We start from the raw sequence: 15,519 nt of genomic DNA, 5'->3' as shown, positions 1-15,519 counted from the left end.
TTAACGTTGCCTAGACTTTTTTAAAAGTGTCCTTTACAAAGGGGACAGTTTAGAGTGGGCAGGTTTTTTTAGGTGCAGATTATACAGGGGTTGCCTTCTTTTTGCGCATTGTTTTGGTTGTAGAAGTAGTCGTTTTCTTTGTTTGACCGGCTGCGGTTTCCTTTTTCGATGCTTGCTCTTTTTCGGACGAGGAGGCAGCGGTGGTACGTTTTCGAGCAGGCTTTGACGGAGTAGGTTCAGGCTCGATTTTGATGGGCACTGCGGCTTGACCAGATGTAGACTCCAAGCTTTCTTTTAGGGCCTGCATGAGATCAATTACATTGGTTCTTGCCACGGTTGGTGCAGTAGCGATTTCCTGACCTTCCAGTTTTTTCTCAATCAACTTTTGTAGGTCAGATCGATATTCATCCGTATATTTTTCCGGATCAAAAGGGATCGTCATATTGCTAATGAGCTCAGTTGCCATCTTCAGTTCGTTTTCGGCCAACGGAACAGTGGCTTCTGGCAAGGCAGGCACTTGACTGACTGGGCGTACTTCATCCGGATAGAAGATCGTCTCCAGCATGATGCAATGTTCATACAGTCGGATAACGGCTAGGCTTTGCCGATTGCGCATCGTCACCTGTGCAACACCGATCTTGCCTGTCTGTTCCATGGCGGAGCGCAGCAGGGCGTATGCTTTTTCACCTGTGTCCTGTGGGGAGAGGAAATAGCTTTTATGAAAATAAACGGGATCAATCTCCGACAAGTCTACGAAGTCAATAATTTCAATGGCTCTGCGTGTTTCTGGCGTAATGGCTTCCAAATCCTCATCGTCAATCATGACAAAATGTCCTTTTTCATATTCGAAGCCACGGATGATTTCGCTCGTATCGACCTCGCGCTGACAGTGCGGGCACATTTTCGTGTACTTGATCGGGGTATTGCACTCTTTATGCAGTTGGCGAAAGCGAATATCGCGCTCTTCGGTTGCAGTAAACATGCGAACAGGTATATTGACGAGGCCGAAGCTGATCGAGCCCTTCCACACCGTATGCATGCGGATACCTCCTTCACAGCTATTTTCGTATAGTATCTGTAACCGCATAGAAGAAGTGCCGAGGGAAATGAAGGTGGAAAAGTAAAAAGCCAGCCGATTTGATGCGGCTGACTTCTTGTATAGCTACTGCCCATGTTTGACGATGTCCGATTGATCTGCACGCGATTGCATGTCTCGCGCCAGCTCGACATCTTTGCCAGTACGGTCCGCAATGGACTGGGCTTTGGACGCTTTCAGCTTTTGTGCAGACGGTCGTTTTTCTGCCATAACGACTCACTCCTTTCAGGCAATCTACATGTAGGGGGGTGTTGCAGGTACATGTAGTATGCGCTGCACACAAAAAAATACCCCATCGCCAAATGACGAGGGGCAGCCGTTCAACTCCTCCCGATGAAGGGAGCGATGGCACGAAATGCTCCTATCAGACACGCCGTGCGCCAAAGTGAACAGCCTTTCAATTATGGGAGAGGAGAAACCGGAGGAAGAGCTTATGGGGAAACGTAAGTCTTCTCCGCGGTTGTCAGCGACACCGTTGCGTCGCTATCCATCATCTTTTCCAATCGAATTGGGTTGTATACCTTCCTTGTACATAAATTTTTCCAGTTGCTAATTTTACGGGTGTATGCAGTTGTGATAGTATGATATCATTCTCAGTCTTAGAAAATCGCGTCTAACGATACGCTTTCAAAAGACGACTTTTTGAACAACCGATTACAACATACATAGGAAAGCAGACAGGTGAAATGAGTATGCGAGTCATCTCTGGAGAACACAGAGGAAGACGGTTGGCAGCAGTTCCGGGCAAAGGAACCAGACCGACAACCGATAAAGTCAAAGAATCGATTTTTAATATGATTGGTCCGTATTTCGATGGCGGGTGGGCCTTGGACCTATACGCAGGAACGGGTGGTCTCGGTATCGAGGCATTGAGTAGGGGAGCGGATCGAGCTGTTTTTGTGGAGCGAGATCCCAAAGCATTTGCCGTGGTAAAACAAAATGTCAGCACTTGCAGGCTGGACGATTATGCAGAACTATATCGGATGGATGCGGACCGCGCCATTCGTACACTGAGTACGCGCAATCAAAAATTTGATCTCGTCTTTTTGGACCCGCCATACGCCCAGCAGAAAATTGTCGAAGAAATTGAGATGTTGCAGGAGCTGGGAATGTTGGCGGACGGAGCGTGGATCGTGGCTGAGCATGATATCACAGACTCCTTTCCGGATGCGATTGGTCATTGTGTGAAGGACCGAGCGGCTAAGTATGGGGATACGGCCGTTACCGTGTATTATTACGATTTGGAGCCACAAGCCTAACTTTCATATTAAGGTGCAAAAGAGCACTAAGGGAGGATAACCCGCTATGGCAATCGCCGTATGTTCAGGAAGCTTCGACCCTGTTACTTATGGGCATCTCGACATTATTGCGCGGGGTGCCAACGTTTTTGATAAGGTCATTATTGCCGTCTTAATCAATTCAAAAAAAAACTCATTGTTCAGTGTAGAAGAGCGCGTCGATTTGCTTCGTCAGGCAACGGCTGACATGAAAAATGTAGAAGTGGACTCTTTTGACGGCTTGTTAATTGACTATATGAATAAAAAGGGCGCACAGGTGATTATTCGCGGCCTTCGTGCTGTTTCTGATTTTGAATATGAGATGCAAGTCGCCTCGATTAATAAAAAGCTCGATGAAAATATCGAAACGTTTTTCATGATGACGAACAATCAATATTCGTACTTGAGCTCAAGTATTGTGAAGGAAGTTGCGAAATACAAAGCGAGTGTCGCCGATTTGGTGCCGCCGATCGTAGAAGAGGCGCTGAAACGAAAAATGACCGAGTAGATTATCGCGTCTTGCTGCGGTTTATACGCGAAAGAGTCAGGCTGGTACACAGCAGAATCGCACCGACGACAATGGCGATTCCTCCTGATAGTAGCAAGGTCTCCCACCAACTCGTCGCCGGAATCTCGGTTTTCACATGAATAAATACAGGGACGGCTTTCTCCATGAACCAGGAGCTGACTGTGGCAAGAGGACCCCAAAAGACAAAGGTCAAAATCGCAGCTAGCAAAGCGTGCAGCGCTCTGGCAATCAAGTAAGGGGCGACACGAATGTCCGTTTCACTCAAGATACTCGCGACCTGCGCGTGAACACTCAAACCGCCCCAGGACAATATAGCGCTGGCAATGGCCGCTTTCCAGACCAGAGAAACATCATCTGGCACAATGCTCGCTGCCTGTGCGCCGAGGGTTACTTCGAACAAACCAGCCACGATTGCTTGGGAAAAGGCTGGTGGGAAACCAAAGGGACCGAGAATGATGGAGAGAAGCGTACTGATGATTTGTGTCAAATGAATCGTGGAGAATAGTTGAATTAAGACTGAAAAAACAATGACGAAGCCACCGATCATGAGCAACGTATTCAAAGCGGATTGCACCGCTTCTCCCATTAATTTTCCGAACGGACGCCCATCACGGATTCGTGCCCGATGCATCGCTTGTAAGGCACGTAAAGGAAGCGGTAGTGAATTTCTCTCTAATGGGGCTGAAGTAATGGCAAAAGGCGCATGAAAACGATAAATCACGCCCATGAGTATAGCCGACAAATAATGAGTCAGAGCTAGAATGATGCCCATTTGCTCACTGTGGAAAAAGCCGATTGCCACTGCTCCCATGACGAATAAGGGGTCTCCCGTCGTTGTAAAAGAGACGAGACGTTCACCCTCAGCCTTCGTCACATTGCCTTGCAGACGAAGGCGTGTAGTTAGTTTTGCAGCTACCGGATAGCCGGACGAGAAGCCCATAGCCAGTACGAACCCGCCAGTACCCGGAACGTTAAACAGTGGGCGCATTAATGGCTCCAGTAACACGCCAACGAAATGAACGACACCCAGACCCATCAACACCTCAGACAACACAATAAAGGGAAGTGTAGAGGGGAAAACTACCTCCCACCATATTTTTAGACCGCGTACGGCAGCTTCAAAAGATATCTGCGAGTTAGCAATCAACGAAATAACAATGAAAACTGTCGAGAGGGCGAGCAACAAAGTAAGTACGGGTGAGTGGCGTGACATGGATTCCTCCTGAATCGAAGAAAAGTAGTAGTACATGTCTACGTGGCAGACGGGAGAACTATGCGTAAGCTTGGTCGACGAATATCTCCCAAGTGTGAAAGGAACAGCGATTTTCCACATAGGCTGGTTACGGGGAGGGGATTTTTCCATGCAGACAAAACGTAAACCAATCGTGGGTGTAGCCCTGGGTTCTGGGGGCGCTCGCGGTTTTGCACATATTGGTGTATTGAATGCATTAGAAGCACATGGCATCCAGATTGATATGCTGGCTGGCTCCAGTATGGGCAGTCTGATTGGGGCTGTCTATGCCAACGGAATTGAACCGCACATGATGGGAAAGCTTGCCCTTAATTTAAAGCGCAAGCATTGGCTCGATTTGACCGTACCCAGCATGGGCTTTGTGACAGGGGAAAAGATCAAGCAATTGATTCGCCTGCTAACGCACGGAAAGCGCTTGGAAGAACTGAACAAGCCGCTTGCCATTGTGGCGACGGATATTGAATCAGGAGAGCGAGTTGTATTTCGCGAAGGCCCAATTGACCAAGCAGTAAGGGCAAGCATATCCATTCCAGGTATCTTCGTACCTGAAAAAGTAGGGGGGCGGCTTTTAGTCGACGGAGGAGTCATTGATCGTGTGCCCGTAACGGTGCTGCGTGACATGGGAGCCGATATCGTGATTGCGGTAGATGTCGCCCAATTCGATACACGAATGGAGGTCAAAAGTATTTTTGATGTAATCGCCCAGACGATTGATGTGATGGAAAGGGAAATTCTGCGACATCGAATCATTGCGGCAGACATCGTAATCAGGCCGGATGTTGGACACTATAGCAGTATCGCGTACACGGGTGTCGAAGAAATTATCGAGTTAGGTGAACGTGCGGGTACTGACCATATCGAACGCATTCAGGAACTAATTGCAAATTGGGAGGCACAAGAATGAGTGAGGAACAGCTTTATGCCAATAGACGCAGATCTACAGGAACCAGAGGCTTTAGCTGGATACTTGCCTTGGTTTTTGTCTTGTTGGGTATTTCTTTTTTTGTACCGACGAATTATTACGTTAGTCGTCCGGGTTCAGCGATTGAGTTGGGGCCGATGATTCAAGTGGAAGGCGGCAAGAAAGACGAGACCGGTTCCTTCATGCTTACGACGGTCAGAATGGGCGAAGCGAACTTGCCGTGGTATTTGTATTCAAAAATGGCGCAGGATGTTGAGTTGATGCCCAAGGAGCTGGTTGTCAGCAAGGGCGAGAACAGCGAAGATTTTATCCGTAGAGAACAAGCGATCATGGACAATTCACAAAAAATTGCGGAGGCAGTCGCATTCCGTCTTGCCGGTTTCGAAGTGAAAATCGAGAAGCAGGGTGTGTGGGTGATGGGTACTCTGGAAGGGTTCCCTGCCTATAAAGCATTGCAAATTGGTGATGTCATTACGTATGTTGACGGGGTTCGTACGTCTGAGGCAAAAGATTTGCTGACAGCTCTCTCTACAAAAAAAGCCGGCGATCAAGTCGAAATTACGTACACTAGAGATGGACAAGAGGGCAAAACGATGTTAACCTTGGAACCACTACCTGAATCCAAGTCAGTTGGAATTGGTGTACGCCCTGACAACAAACAGGAAATCATCATTCCGAAAGAAGTAACCATTGCCTCTCAAGGGATTGGTGGTCCTTCTGCGGGATTAATGATGACACTGGAGATTTATGACCAGTTAAATACGGCGACGGATTTGACAAAAGGCTATAAAATTGCAGGAACAGGCACGATTTCGTTAGACGGTAAAGTAGGCAGGATCGGTGGCATTAATCAAAAGGTAATCGCAGCGGACAAAGCGGGCGCAGAGATCTTCTTTGCTCCGCAGGATACGCCAGATACGAACTCCAATTATGAGGAGGCGTTAGCGACTGCCAAGCGGATTGGAACCTCAATGAAAGTGGTTCCAGTCAAGACGGTAGAAGAAGCGATTACGTACTTGAATGGACAAAAACCGAAATCTACTTGAGCAAACTAGCTGTCAAGCAAAAATGGTTGACAAAGCTTTGGGCAGGGTCTATAATCATCTTTGTTGTGCATGAGGTGAAAATGCTATGAACATTAAGTTAGCAGAGTTAGAGCACCGAAAAGGAGAGCCGTTGCCATTCCAGGTAACCCTGGATGCAGATGAGCTGAAGAAGCGCCATCATGAGGTTCGCGGGATTACTCCTGTGAATGCGAGTGGTGAAGCCGTACAGCTGGGCAATCTCTATTACGTAAAAGGAAGCATGAAGGCAGATGTGAATTTTGTCTGCGCGAGATGCTTGAATCCTTTTGTCGATCAGGCAACAGTAGATTTCTCTGAGACATTTGCGCTTGCGGATGATCCGATCCTGCAAGATGACGAGGACAGCGATATCCTTCCACTGGAAGGCGATGAAATCGAGCTGGACTCGCTGCTGCAAGAGGATTTCTTACTGGCAATGCCGACCTTCCCGCTTTGCGAGGAGGATTGCAAAGGTCTGTGCCCTACTTGCGGTGTGAACCGTAATGAAGTGGCATGCAGCTGCAAGAATGAGCGTGTTGACCCGCGTTTGGCTGGGTTGGCTGACTTTTTCAAAGACAGCAAATAAGTATCCTTACTGTATTCAAGATGATTCGCCGACCATTTGTGGCAGCGTCTCATTTTTGAAGGATGGCATAAGCTTTTTGCCTATACTGTCCACCCAATAGAGCTTCTTAGCATTTGTCAGTTGAAGGAGGTGTAAGGAAGATGGCAGTACCTCAACGGAGAACTTCCAAAACCCGTAAAAGAATGCGTCGTACGCACTTCAAATTAGAGATTCCAGGCATGATCAAATGCGATAATTGCAGCGAATACAAGCTTGCACATCGTGTTTGCCCAAGCTGCGGTCACTACAAAGGCGTGAAAGTAGCGAAGTAATATTCGCTGCTAAGAAAGCAAGGTGAGAAATCGCCTTGCTTTTTTTGTTTCCTTCTATTACTTATGATTACTTACAAACACTTATTGTTGCTTGCGTAAAATACTTAAATGACTTATAATGAAAGCGAGATAAGGATGGGGTTGAGGCTTCGTGTTTCAAGAGGAGAGGCTCGCTGCAATTCTTGCGTATTTGCAGGAGCACCAGCGAATCAGTGTGCAAGAGGTAGTTGAGCAGTTTGGAGTTTCCCGTGACACAGCGAGGCGTGATATCGTCAAGCTGGAGGAGCAGGGTCAAATCCTGCGAACTAGGGGAGGAGCAGTATTGCCCAGCCTCAACAAAAAGAACTACTCCCATCAGGAACGAATGCAGCTTGATTTGACAGGAAAGCGCAGTATTGCAGCAGCGGCGGCCCGTCTGATCAAAGATGGCGATTATTTGCTGCTCGATGCGTCCACGACCGTTCAGCTCACGGTGGAAACCTTGCAGACTCGGGACCATGTTATCATTACGAATTCATTAGCGACTGCCTCCAGTATGTCCCGAAAAGAAGGCGTTCTTGTCAAGCTTTTGGGCGGAGATGTAAATGCAGAGGATCAATGTGTCCTCGGTACACGCGTGATTCAAAACCTCGCTGATTTTCACGTCGACAAAGTACTGGTTGGTGCATGCGGTCTTACAAAGGAAGGGCTCATGTCTACGCAGGAAGATCACGGCTTTCTGATCAAAGAAATGATCAAGCGCGCCGATCAAGTGATCATACTCACCGACCATACCAAGTTTGGAAAAAGCATGCTGTATCGCGTTGCAGGTTTTGACCAGATCGATATTATCGTGACCGATAAGCTGCCTGAAAAGGAAATGGTTGAAGCTTTGCACGCCAACGATGTAGAGGTGATTGTAGCTTCCACATGAAGCTATTGATCCATAAAAAAGAGGATAAGTTCTATTTGGCTGGCGTGAATGGGAGACCAGCGTGACAGCAAATGGATTTATCGAAAGAGAGTCCTTCAAATGGGAAGGGCTCTTTCTTTTTTTTCTTGCATTTGTATACAGCCCCTGCTATTCTAGTAATCCTGACTTTTCCAAAAGGAGGGTTCTATGGTCTATTGGCGGATTATTCGCAAGAGCTATCGTCGAAATCTTCAGTATCGTTTATCGCATGTCATCAACAATGTTGCAAGCTCGATTTTTGGGCTTGTTTTTATTGCCATTTGGGCGGGCGTCCTTTCTGGAAAACAAGTATATGGCCCCTATGATGTCAAAACGATGGGGTATTACATCGCGATTTGCCAAAGCGTTCTCTGGATGACAACCTTTATGTCACCGGGTCTGAATGTCCAAATAGCGGTGAGAAGCGGGGCTGTCAGCCTGGATATGATCAAGCCTGTTCATTATCTTTGGTACATGCTCAGTCAGGAGTTTGGACGACTTTTGTACAACGCTTGTTACCGAAGTGTTCCGATTGGCTTGCTGCTAGGATTAGCGGTAGGCTTCTTTTTTCCCTCCGATCCGTTCACCTACTTCTGGTTTATCCTTTCGCTACTGCTAGGAACTTACCTAGGTATGTTGCTCTTTTATCTCGCGGGTATTTCTTCTTTCTGGACGACAGAAATTCGCTGGGTACACCTAGTTCTTTTGTCATTGATCTTTGGGTTAGGTGGGCAAATGATTCCGATAGACTTGATGCCTGGCATGATTGGGAAGGTAGCACCTTATTTGCCTTTTTCCGCGATGATTTATTATCCAGTCATGACCTTGTTAGAGCTTGCACCTCCTTATAGCGTGCTTGTTCAAGCTGGCTGGGCGCTCGTTTTAACGACAGTTGCTTTATTGGTGACGAACATGGCAAGAAGAAAGCTAGAAATACAAGGAGGATAACCATATGTTTGCCCTCTATCGCAAACTGATTGCGGCCAGCATTCGCTCACAAATGCAATACAAGATAAATTTTGTCACGAGCGCTGCCACGACCGGAATGATTATGGTGCTTGATTTTATTATTCTCTCTGCGATTTTGTACCGATTTCACGATGTGGTTGGGTGGAATATTTACGAGGTTGGGATGCTTTACGGAATTTCCTCGGCATCTGTCTCCTTGTATCGACTGTTTGCACCGGAAATCAACGACTTTGAGAAGTACATTGTACAAGGGGAGCTCGATCAATTGCTCATCCGACCTGTTTCACCTTTGCTTCTGCTATTGACACGCAATCTTGATTTGTCGAGAGTGGGCGGGGTGGTGCAAGGGGTGTCAGTTTTGGTCATCTCATTGTCGGGTCTTGCGGCGGAAGGGAAATCGATCATGGGGTTGGTGCTATTTTCACCGATTGCCATTTTGTCTGGCGGAGTCATCTATTTCTCTATTGGACTTGCTACGGCTGGGGTCGCTTTTTGGACGCATCAGATGAAAGACATGCTGACCTTTACCATTTATGCGCCAGCCAATGCTTCCAATTATCCGATCGGGCTATATCCAAACTGGCTCAAATGGTTGTTTTTCTCAGCGATCCCGATCGCGTATATGAATTATTTGCCAATGTTGACGCTGTTGGGCAAAGGGGGCGAATGGTTTTATCCGATACTCACCCCCGTAGCTGCAGCGATTGCTTTTTATTTCGCTCGTATGCTGTGGAATGTCGGGATTCGACACTACCATAGTACAGGGAGCTAAGGGGGGGTAACAATGATTGAAGCAAAGCACATCGAAAAATCATTTTTCCTGACAAAAGCGAAAGAGGGGCGCTTTGCTTCTTTACGAACACTCTTTTCTCGTGAACAAAGGGAAGTCAAAGCCGTCCACGATATCTCTTTTTCGATTGACAGAGGCGAGTTCGTTGGATATATCGGGCCGAATGGCGCAGGAAAATCGACGACAATCAAAATGCTCGCAGGAATTCTTCATCCCAGTCAGGGAGAAATACGAATAGGCGGATATAGTCCACAGCGGGAACGAATTCAAGTAGCGTCACAAATCGGTGTGGTGTTCGGGCAGCGAACGCAGCTGTGGTGGGATCTGCCAGTCAGAGATTCCTTCGAAATTTTGCAAGCGATGTACAAAATTAACGACAAGGCATATCGACGATCAATGGAGGCGTATCAGGAACTGCTGGATCTGCATGAGTTCCTAGATACGCCAGTGCGAAAGCTGTCATTGGGTCAGAGGATGAGAGCTGATTTAGCGGCGGCACTGCTGCATGATCCGCCTGTCCTGTTTTTAGATGAACCTACGATTGGGTTGGATGTGGTCGCGAAGACTCGCATCAGAGCGTTTTTGAAAGAAGTGAATCAGACCCAGAAGAAGACGATTCTATTGACGACGCATGATATGGACGATATTGAGCAACTCTGCAATCGGATCATCGTGATCAATCATGGCAAAAAGATGATAGATACGAGCTTGGTCGATTTGCGACGTCAGATAGGGCTGCCAAGCCTCATTCGAATCGAATTTCGACAACCGCCCGAAAAGCTTTACGATCTAGAGGGAATCGAGCGGATGGAGCTATCAGAGAATGTACTTTCGATTTACTTCGACAAAGGAAAAATTTCTTCCCCGCGAATCCTTGCCGAAGTGGCGGGCTGGGGTGAGCCTCTGGATATCCAGATGAAAGAACCGGGGATTGAGGAGATCATTCGACTCATTTATCGTTAGGGACGGCTACCTAATTTCGCGAACGACACTTGTAATTCCACATCTTCTCCCTTATACTGTGTTTTGGTACCAGGTATTAAAAACAGATCGCAATCATACATAGTACAATTGAATCCTGCTTTAGGGGGTGTTCGGCATCGCCCGCTTGCCAAAAAAAGATCGCCAGTCCCGCTTGGTACAGTATCTGGCGGATAATCCATTTGCGACGGACGAAGATCTGGCTGAGTTATTTCATGTCAGTATTCAAACCATACGTTTAGACCGACTGGAATTAGGAATACCGGAGCTGCGTGAACGTATCAAGACAGTCGCAGAGAAAAGTCTTGATCCTGTAAAATCATTGGGCATCGATGAAATCATCGGTGAAATGGTTGATCTACAGCTCGATTCACAGGCCATTTCCATATTGGAAATCAAAGAAGAGCACGTTTTTTCGAAAACACAAATTGCCAGAGGGCATTATATATTTGCTCAGGCCAACTCATTGGCTGTAGCAGTCATTAACGCAGACGTAGCGTTGACAGCTACGGCGAGAATCCGCTTTGTGCGTCCTGTACGAATAGGGGAAAAGCTGGTGGCCAAAGCAGTGGTAAGAAACAGAAACGGCGACGAATGCAAGGTGCGTGTAGAGACGAAGGTCCAAGGTGAATTGGTCTTTACCGCAACCTTCCGTGTAGTTGAAATGTCGAGCTACCATAACAGCATGGATGAGGAGTAAGGAGGAGTCACGGTTGCGAATTGCAGTGGATGCGATGGGCGGCGATCACGCACCGAAGAGTACCGTATTAGGGGCGCTTGCTGCCATCAAGGAAAACCCGACCATTACAGTTGTATTGGTGGGAGATGAACAGGCTATTCGGAACCACTTGCCGCAGGATATTCCGGCAAACATCGAGATCGTTCCTGCAGCGGAAGTGATTTTGCCAGATGATGAACCGGTTCGAGCTGTTCGGCGTAAGAAAAATTCTTCGCTGGTCGTAGCTGTTGAGATGGCGCGCGAGAAAAAAGTCGACGCGATGATCTCTGCTGGGAATACGGGCGCGTTAATGACAGCAGGCTTGCTGTACGCAGGTCGTATGGATGGAATCGAGCGCCCTGCGCTTTGTGCCTATATCCCGAATACAAAAGGCCGAGTAACACTGACGCTGGACGTCGGAGCCAATATGGATGCCAAGCCGCATCAGCTTGTACAATACGCGGTGATGGGGAGCTTGTATGCTGAAAAAGTGTTGGGCTTCGAGCGTCCGACAGTAGGTTTGCTGAATGTCGGAACGGAAGAAGGAAAAGGGAACGAATTGACGAAAGCTGTTTTTCCTCTCCTTCAAGAAGCTGACTTGAACTTTGTAGGAAATGTGGAAGCGCGCGATGTTATGCAAGGAGCCTGTGATGTGCTCGTTTGCGACGGCTTTGTAGGAAATGTTTTGTTAAAGGCCGTAGAGGGTGCTGCCTCCACAATCTTTTCGCAGTTGAAGCAGGAGTTTACTTCCAGCCTGATTAATAAGCTAGGAGCGGCCATTCTGAAACCCGGATTGGTTCGCTTTAAAAAGAAAATGGATTATGCGGAATACGGTGGTGCACCCTTGCTGGGATTGAAATCCCCTGTGATCAAGGCCCACGGTTCCTCAAATGAGCGTGCGATGAAAAACGCGATCGTCAGTGCTACGCGGTTTATTCAGCAGGACGTGAACGAGGTTATCCAGCAGTCATTACAGAAAAATACTTTGGGAGAAAGCGAGTGAGGCAGATGAGTGCAAAGCGTTCAGTAGGGATTTTGTCTACAGGGTCGTATACCCCGGAGCGGGTGTTGACGAACTTTGATCTGGAGAAAATGGTGGAAACCTCTGATGAGTGGATTGTTTCCCGAACTGGCATCAGAGAACGCCGCATTAGCTCACCGGAGCAAGCTTCCTCCGACTTGGCTTACGAGGCTGCCAAAGAAGCGCTCGAAAAAGCAAACATCAGTGCAGAACAGCTGGATATGATCATTGTCGCTACCGTAACGCCTGATATGTCGTTCCCTTCTACTGCTTGCTTGCTGCAAGAAAAGCTGGGTGCTACACGTGCTGCTGCTATGGATCTTTCCGCGGCTTGCACAGGCTTTTTGTATGGAATTACGACAGCGACTCAGTACATCGAAACCGGTTTGTATAAAAAAGTGCTGGTCGTAGGCGTTGAGACGTTGTCCAAAATTACAAATTACAAAGATCGAAATACATGTGTGTTGTTCGGAGACGGCGCAGGTGCAGCTGTTATCGGTGAAGTTACTGAGGGCTACGGCTTCCAGTCCTTTGAGCTCGGCGCAGATGGATCAGGCGGATCTCTCTTGTGCATACCAGCAGGTGGTTCCAGAACACCTGCATCTACTGAGTCTGTTGAACAAGGACTGCATTATCTCTACATGGCAGGCGGAGAAGTTTTCAAATTCGCCGTTCGCGTCATGAATTCTGCAACAGAGGCTGTTTTGTCCAAAGCGGGCGTATCGAAGGATGAGATCGACCTGTTGGTGCCACATCAGGCAAACAAACGCATCATCGATTCTGCAGTACAGCGTTTCGGTCTGTCTGAGGACAAAGTTGCGATCAACCTGGATCGCTATGGAAACATGTCCTCTGCTTCCATTCCAGTAGCGTTGGATGAAGCAGTCAAGGCTGGTCGCGTAAAAGAAGGCGATAACCTGGTTCTGGTTGGGTTTGGTGGCGGCTTGACTTGGGGAGCGACGCTCTTGAAGTGGTGCACGACTCCTGCAGAAGGGAGCAAGTAGGAATGGGAAAAGTAGCCTTTGTTTTTCCAGGGCAAGGTTCACAATTTGTAGGAATGGGGCAAGTGCTCTCTGAACAATCGGAAGCGGCCCGTCACATATTTGAGCAGGCTGATGAAGCGCTCGGCTTTTCCTTGTCAGGACTGTGTTTTGCAGGACCAGAAGAGGAATTGAAGCTGACAGCAAACGCACAGCCAGCTATTTTGACAGCAAGCATCGCTGTTATGGCAGCATTAAACGAAAAGTTGCCTGACTATAAGCCTGCGTTCGTAGCCGGTCACAGCTTGGGTGAGTATTCTGCTTTGGTTGCAGCTGGGGCCTTGTCCTTTGCAGATGCAGTCAAAACAGTGCGAGCTCGCGGTGAGTTCATGGAAGAGGCAGTGCCAGCTGGACAAGGTGCAATGGCAGCTGTCTTGAACATGGATCGCGCGGCACTGCATGCGGTTTGCGAAGAGGTAACAACCTCAGGACATCCTGTTCAATTAGCGAACATGAACTGCCCAGGGCAAATTGTCATCTCTGGTTCTGCTGAAGGTGTGAAGCTGGCCGGTGAAAAAGCGAAGGAAGCAGGCGCAAAGCGTGTCCTTCCGTTGAATGTAAGCGGTCCGTTCCACTCGAGCTTGATGCAGCCCGCAGCAGATAAACTGCAAGTAGTATTGGCCGGCGTTACGGTACAAGAGGCGACTGTGCCTGTTGTGGCAAACGTAACGGCTCGACCAGTGTCCGAGGCTACCATTATGGTAGATCAATTGGTTCAACAAGTTTCCGCCCCAGTTTTGTGGGAGGATTCTGTACAATGGATGGTCGAAGCAGGTGTGACAACTTTTGTAGAGTTCGGTCCAGGAAAAGTTTTAGCCGGATTGATCAAGAAAATCGCACCAGCGGATACGACGATTATCTCTGTACAAGATATGGATTCACTTACTGAGCTATTGAACGGAGGGGTACTATGCTAACAGGAAAAAATGCACTGGTCACAGGGGCTTCCCGTGGCATTGGGCGTGCGATTGCATTAAAGCTGGCAGAAGCTGGTGCTAATGTGGTTGTCAATTACGCAGGTAGTGAAGCGGCAGCGAGCGAGACTGTTGCGCTTATTAAAGAAATGGGCCGCGATGCCATCATGATTCGCGCGAACGTTTCTTCTACAGAAGATGTCAACGACATGTTCAAAGCTGCTCTGGAGCATTTTGGTGCGATCGATATTCTCGTGAACAATGCGGGAATTACTCGTGACAACCTGATCATGCGCATGAAAGAAGACGAGTGGGACGATGTCATTGCGACGAATCTGAAGGGTGTATTCAACTGCGTAAAAGCAGCGACCCGCCCGATGATGAAGCAGCGTTCAGGTAAAATCATCAACATCACTTCTGTAGTAGGTGTTTTGGGGAACGCAGGACAAGCTAACTACGTAGCGGCAAAAGCAGGAGTTATTGGCTTGACGAAGACGGCTGCTCGCGAGCTGGCTAGCCGTAACATCACGGTGAATGCTGTTGCACCAGGATTTATTGATACAGAAATGACTGCTGTATTGCCTGAGGATGTCAAAGCAGGACTCACAAGCCAAATTCCGCTTGCCCGCTTGGGACAAACAGATGATATCGCAGCTGTGGTGCTGTTCCTGGCATCCGATGCAGCCAACTACATGACAGGTCAGACTCTCCACGTAGACGGCGGAATGTACATGTAGATAGAAAACCTCAATCGAGCGTTTTCTGAAAACTGGTTTTTTGAAAGCTCATCCACTATAATACGGGAGAGGGGGTGAAGCAAGATGGCAGATACTTTGGAGCGTGTGAAGAAAATTATCGTCGATCGTCTGGGTGTAGATGAGTCCAAAATTACTTTGGAAGCTTCTTTCAAAGAAGACCTGGGCGCTGACTCCCTGGATGTGGTTGAACTCGTAATGGAACTCGAAGATGAGTTTGATTTAGAGATTTCCGACGAAGATGCTGAAAAGATCACTTCTGTTGGTGAGGTTGTTAAATACATAGAATCTCACAAGTAGTTGATCTGTTGGAAGTCCCGTACCATACGGGACTTCTCCTTCAATAGTCACCTGTACATAATC

19 protein-coding genes are annotated in these 15,519 nt (G+C 47.9%); 16 read left to right on the top strand and 3 right to left on the bottom strand.

The genetic code is table 11. The annotated features are described in order from the left end of the window. Positions 1 to 79: 79 nt before the first annotated feature. Positions 80 to 1,039: a Ku protein gene (locus ACQ5DJ_RS23895; protein ID WP_429844598.1), complete on the bottom strand. Its 960-nt coding sequence runs from the start codon at positions 1,037 to 1,039 to the stop codon at positions 80 to 82. 123 nt (positions 1,040 to 1,162) lie between these two features. Beyond that, positions 1,163 to 1,306, bottom strand: a complete 144-nt coding sequence (locus tag ACQ5DJ_RS23890) for a hypothetical protein (RefSeq protein WP_016743266.1) — start codon at positions 1,304 to 1,306, stop codon at positions 1,163 to 1,165. 482 nt (positions 1,307 to 1,788) lie between these two features. On the opposite strand from ACQ5DJ_RS23890, the gene rsmD reads away from it, so the two are divergent. Together rsmD and coaD are read left to right on the top strand one after the other, a co-directional pair. Beyond that, positions 1,789 to 2,355, top strand: a complete 567-nt coding sequence (gene rsmD / locus ACQ5DJ_RS23885) for a 16S rRNA (guanine(966)-N(2))-methyltransferase RsmD (RefSeq protein ID WP_429844597.1) — start codon at positions 1,789 to 1,791, stop codon at positions 2,353 to 2,355. Positions 2,356 to 2,401: 46 nt separating this feature from the next. Then, on the top strand, positions 2,402 to 2,881 hold the full coding sequence (coaD, locus tag ACQ5DJ_RS23880) for a pantetheine-phosphate adenylyltransferase (RefSeq protein WP_429844596.1): 480 nt from the start codon (positions 2,402 to 2,404) through the stop codon (positions 2,879 to 2,881). Position 2,882: 1 nt separating this feature from the next. Here the strand turns inward: coaD and ylbJ are convergent, their stop codons facing one another. Continuing rightward, positions 2,883 to 4,115 carry a sporulation integral membrane protein YlbJ gene (ylbJ, locus tag ACQ5DJ_RS23875; RefSeq protein ID WP_429844595.1) on the bottom strand — a complete coding sequence of 411 codons (1,233 nt, stop codon included), beginning with the start codon at positions 4,113 to 4,115 and terminating at the stop codon, positions 2,883 to 2,885. Positions 4,116 to 4,263: 148 nt separating this feature from the next. Here ylbJ and ACQ5DJ_RS23870 point away from each other — a divergent pair, with 148 nt between their 5' ends. The 14 genes from ACQ5DJ_RS23870 (at position 4,264) to acpP (ending at position 15,456) form a co-directional block, all read left to right on the top strand. Beyond that, complete coding sequence (locus ACQ5DJ_RS23870) at positions 4,264 to 5,058, top strand: patatin-like phospholipase family protein (RefSeq protein WP_429844594.1); 795 nt, start codon at positions 4,264 to 4,266, stop codon at positions 5,056 to 5,058. Then, on the top strand, positions 5,055 to 6,122 hold the full coding sequence (locus ACQ5DJ_RS23865; RefSeq protein ID WP_429844593.1) for a SepM family pheromone-processing serine protease: 1,068 nt from the start codon (positions 5,055 to 5,057) through the stop codon (positions 6,120 to 6,122). The genes ACQ5DJ_RS23870 and ACQ5DJ_RS23865 overlap by 4 nt, the downstream gene beginning before the upstream one ends. A gap of 85 nt (positions 6,123 to 6,207) precedes the next feature. Next, positions 6,208 to 6,726: a YceD family protein gene (locus ACQ5DJ_RS23860; protein WP_144614410.1), complete on the top strand. Its 519-nt coding sequence runs from the start codon at positions 6,208 to 6,210 to the stop codon at positions 6,724 to 6,726. 140 nt (positions 6,727 to 6,866) lie between these two features. Beyond that, positions 6,867 to 7,037, top strand: coding sequence for a 50S ribosomal protein L32 (rpmF, locus tag ACQ5DJ_RS23855; protein WP_005834357.1), 171 nt, complete (start codon positions 6,867 to 6,869; stop codon positions 7,035 to 7,037). Positions 7,038 to 7,188: 151 nt separating this feature from the next. After that, positions 7,189 to 7,950 (top strand): DeoR/GlpR family DNA-binding transcription regulator, encoded by a 762-nt coding sequence (locus ACQ5DJ_RS23850; RefSeq protein WP_429844592.1) that lies wholly within the window; start codon positions 7,189 to 7,191, stop codon positions 7,948 to 7,950. Positions 7,951 to 8,136: 186 nt separating this feature from the next. After that, complete coding sequence (locus ACQ5DJ_RS23845; RefSeq protein ID WP_429844591.1) at positions 8,137 to 8,916, top strand: ABC transporter permease; 780 nt, start codon at positions 8,137 to 8,139, stop codon at positions 8,914 to 8,916. 4 nt (positions 8,917 to 8,920) lie between these two features. Then, on the top strand, positions 8,921 to 9,709 hold the full coding sequence (locus tag ACQ5DJ_RS23840) for an ABC transporter permease (RefSeq protein ID WP_429844590.1): 789 nt from the start codon (positions 8,921 to 8,923) through the stop codon (positions 9,707 to 9,709). A 12-nt stretch (positions 9,710 to 9,721) separates the two neighbouring features. Further along, positions 9,722 to 10,690: an ABC transporter ATP-binding protein gene (locus ACQ5DJ_RS23835; protein ID WP_429844589.1), complete on the top strand. Its 969-nt coding sequence runs from the start codon at positions 9,722 to 9,724 to the stop codon at positions 10,688 to 10,690. 127 nt (positions 10,691 to 10,817) lie between these two features. Beyond that, a complete protein-coding gene (gene fapR, locus ACQ5DJ_RS23830) occupies positions 10,818 to 11,408 on the top strand; it encodes a transcription factor FapR (RefSeq protein WP_429844588.1) in 591 nt (196 codons plus the stop codon). A gap of 13 nt (positions 11,409 to 11,421) precedes the next feature. Further along, entirely contained in the window at positions 11,422 to 12,429 is a 1,008-nt protein-coding gene (plsX, locus tag ACQ5DJ_RS23825; protein ID WP_429844587.1) for a phosphate acyltransferase PlsX, read from the top strand. Between the two features lie 5 nt (positions 12,430 to 12,434). Next, positions 12,435 to 13,451, top strand: a complete 1,017-nt coding sequence (locus ACQ5DJ_RS23820; protein ID WP_429844586.1) for a beta-ketoacyl-ACP synthase III — start codon at positions 12,435 to 12,437, stop codon at positions 13,449 to 13,451. 2 nt (positions 13,452 to 13,453) lie between these two features. Then, positions 13,454 to 14,404 (top strand): ACP S-malonyltransferase, encoded by a 951-nt coding sequence (gene fabD, locus ACQ5DJ_RS23815; RefSeq protein ID WP_429844585.1) that lies wholly within the window; start codon positions 13,454 to 13,456, stop codon positions 14,402 to 14,404. Further along, positions 14,398 to 15,138 carry a 3-oxoacyl-[acyl-carrier-protein] reductase gene (gene fabG, locus ACQ5DJ_RS23810; RefSeq protein ID WP_429844584.1) on the top strand — a complete coding sequence of 247 codons (741 nt, stop codon included), beginning with the start codon at positions 14,398 to 14,400 and terminating at the stop codon, positions 15,136 to 15,138. The genes fabD and fabG overlap by 7 nt, the downstream gene beginning before the upstream one ends. An 84-nt stretch (positions 15,139 to 15,222) precedes the next feature. Continuing rightward, entirely contained in the window at positions 15,223 to 15,456 is a 234-nt protein-coding gene (gene acpP, locus ACQ5DJ_RS23805; RefSeq protein ID WP_005834336.1) for an acyl carrier protein, read from the top strand. Positions 15,457 to 15,519: the final 63 nt, after the last annotated feature.

The sequence above is a fragment of the Brevibacillus sp. FIR094 genome, assembly GCF_050477165.1.
GTDB lineage: Bacteria > Bacillota > Bacilli > Brevibacillales > Brevibacillaceae > Brevibacillus.
Note: the sequence above shows the minus strand (reverse complement) of the source record. Positions and strands in the feature narration are given on the sequence as shown.

What these genes read in the sequence shown, in the direction of transcription:
- ACQ5DJ_RS23895 (WP_429844598.1), bottom strand. Translation starts at nt 1,039, where the DNA reads ATGCATACGGTGTGGAAGGGCTCGATCAGCTTCGGCCTCGTCAATATA.
- ACQ5DJ_RS23890 (WP_016743266.1), bottom strand. Translation starts at nt 1,306, where the DNA reads ATGGCAGAAAAACGACCGTCTGCACAAAAGCTGAAAGCGTCCAAAGCC.
- rsmD (WP_429844597.1), top strand. Translation starts at nt 1,789, where the DNA reads ATGCGAGTCATCTCTGGAGAACACAGAGGAAGACGGTTGGCAGCAGTT.
- coaD (WP_429844596.1), top strand. Translation starts at nt 2,402, where the DNA reads ATGGCAATCGCCGTATGTTCAGGAAGCTTCGACCCTGTTACTTATGGG.
- ylbJ (WP_429844595.1), bottom strand. Translation starts at nt 4,115, where the DNA reads ATGTCACGCCACTCACCCGTACTTACTTTGTTGCTCGCCCTCTCGACA.
- ACQ5DJ_RS23870 (WP_429844594.1), top strand. Translation starts at nt 4,264, where the DNA reads ATGCAGACAAAACGTAAACCAATCGTGGGTGTAGCCCTGGGTTCTGGG.
- ACQ5DJ_RS23865 (WP_429844593.1), top strand. Translation starts at nt 5,055, where the DNA reads ATGAGTGAGGAACAGCTTTATGCCAATAGACGCAGATCTACAGGAACC.
- ACQ5DJ_RS23860 (WP_144614410.1), top strand. Translation starts at nt 6,208, where the DNA reads ATGAACATTAAGTTAGCAGAGTTAGAGCACCGAAAAGGAGAGCCGTTG.
- rpmF (WP_005834357.1), top strand. Translation starts at nt 6,867, where the DNA reads ATGGCAGTACCTCAACGGAGAACTTCCAAAACCCGTAAAAGAATGCGT.
- ACQ5DJ_RS23845 (WP_429844591.1), top strand. Translation starts at nt 8,137, where the DNA reads ATGGTCTATTGGCGGATTATTCGCAAGAGCTATCGTCGAAATCTTCAG.
- ACQ5DJ_RS23840 (WP_429844590.1), top strand. Translation starts at nt 8,921, where the DNA reads ATGTTTGCCCTCTATCGCAAACTGATTGCGGCCAGCATTCGCTCACAA.
- ACQ5DJ_RS23835 (WP_429844589.1), top strand. Translation starts at nt 9,722, where the DNA reads ATGATTGAAGCAAAGCACATCGAAAAATCATTTTTCCTGACAAAAGCG.
- ACQ5DJ_RS23820 (WP_429844586.1), top strand. Translation starts at nt 12,435, where the DNA reads ATGAGTGCAAAGCGTTCAGTAGGGATTTTGTCTACAGGGTCGTATACC.
- fabD (WP_429844585.1), top strand. Translation starts at nt 13,454, where the DNA reads ATGGGAAAAGTAGCCTTTGTTTTTCCAGGGCAAGGTTCACAATTTGTA.
- fabG (WP_429844584.1), top strand. Translation starts at nt 14,398, where the DNA reads ATGCTAACAGGAAAAAATGCACTGGTCACAGGGGCTTCCCGTGGCATT.
- acpP (WP_005834336.1), top strand. Translation starts at nt 15,223, where the DNA reads ATGGCAGATACTTTGGAGCGTGTGAAGAAAATTATCGTCGATCGTCTG.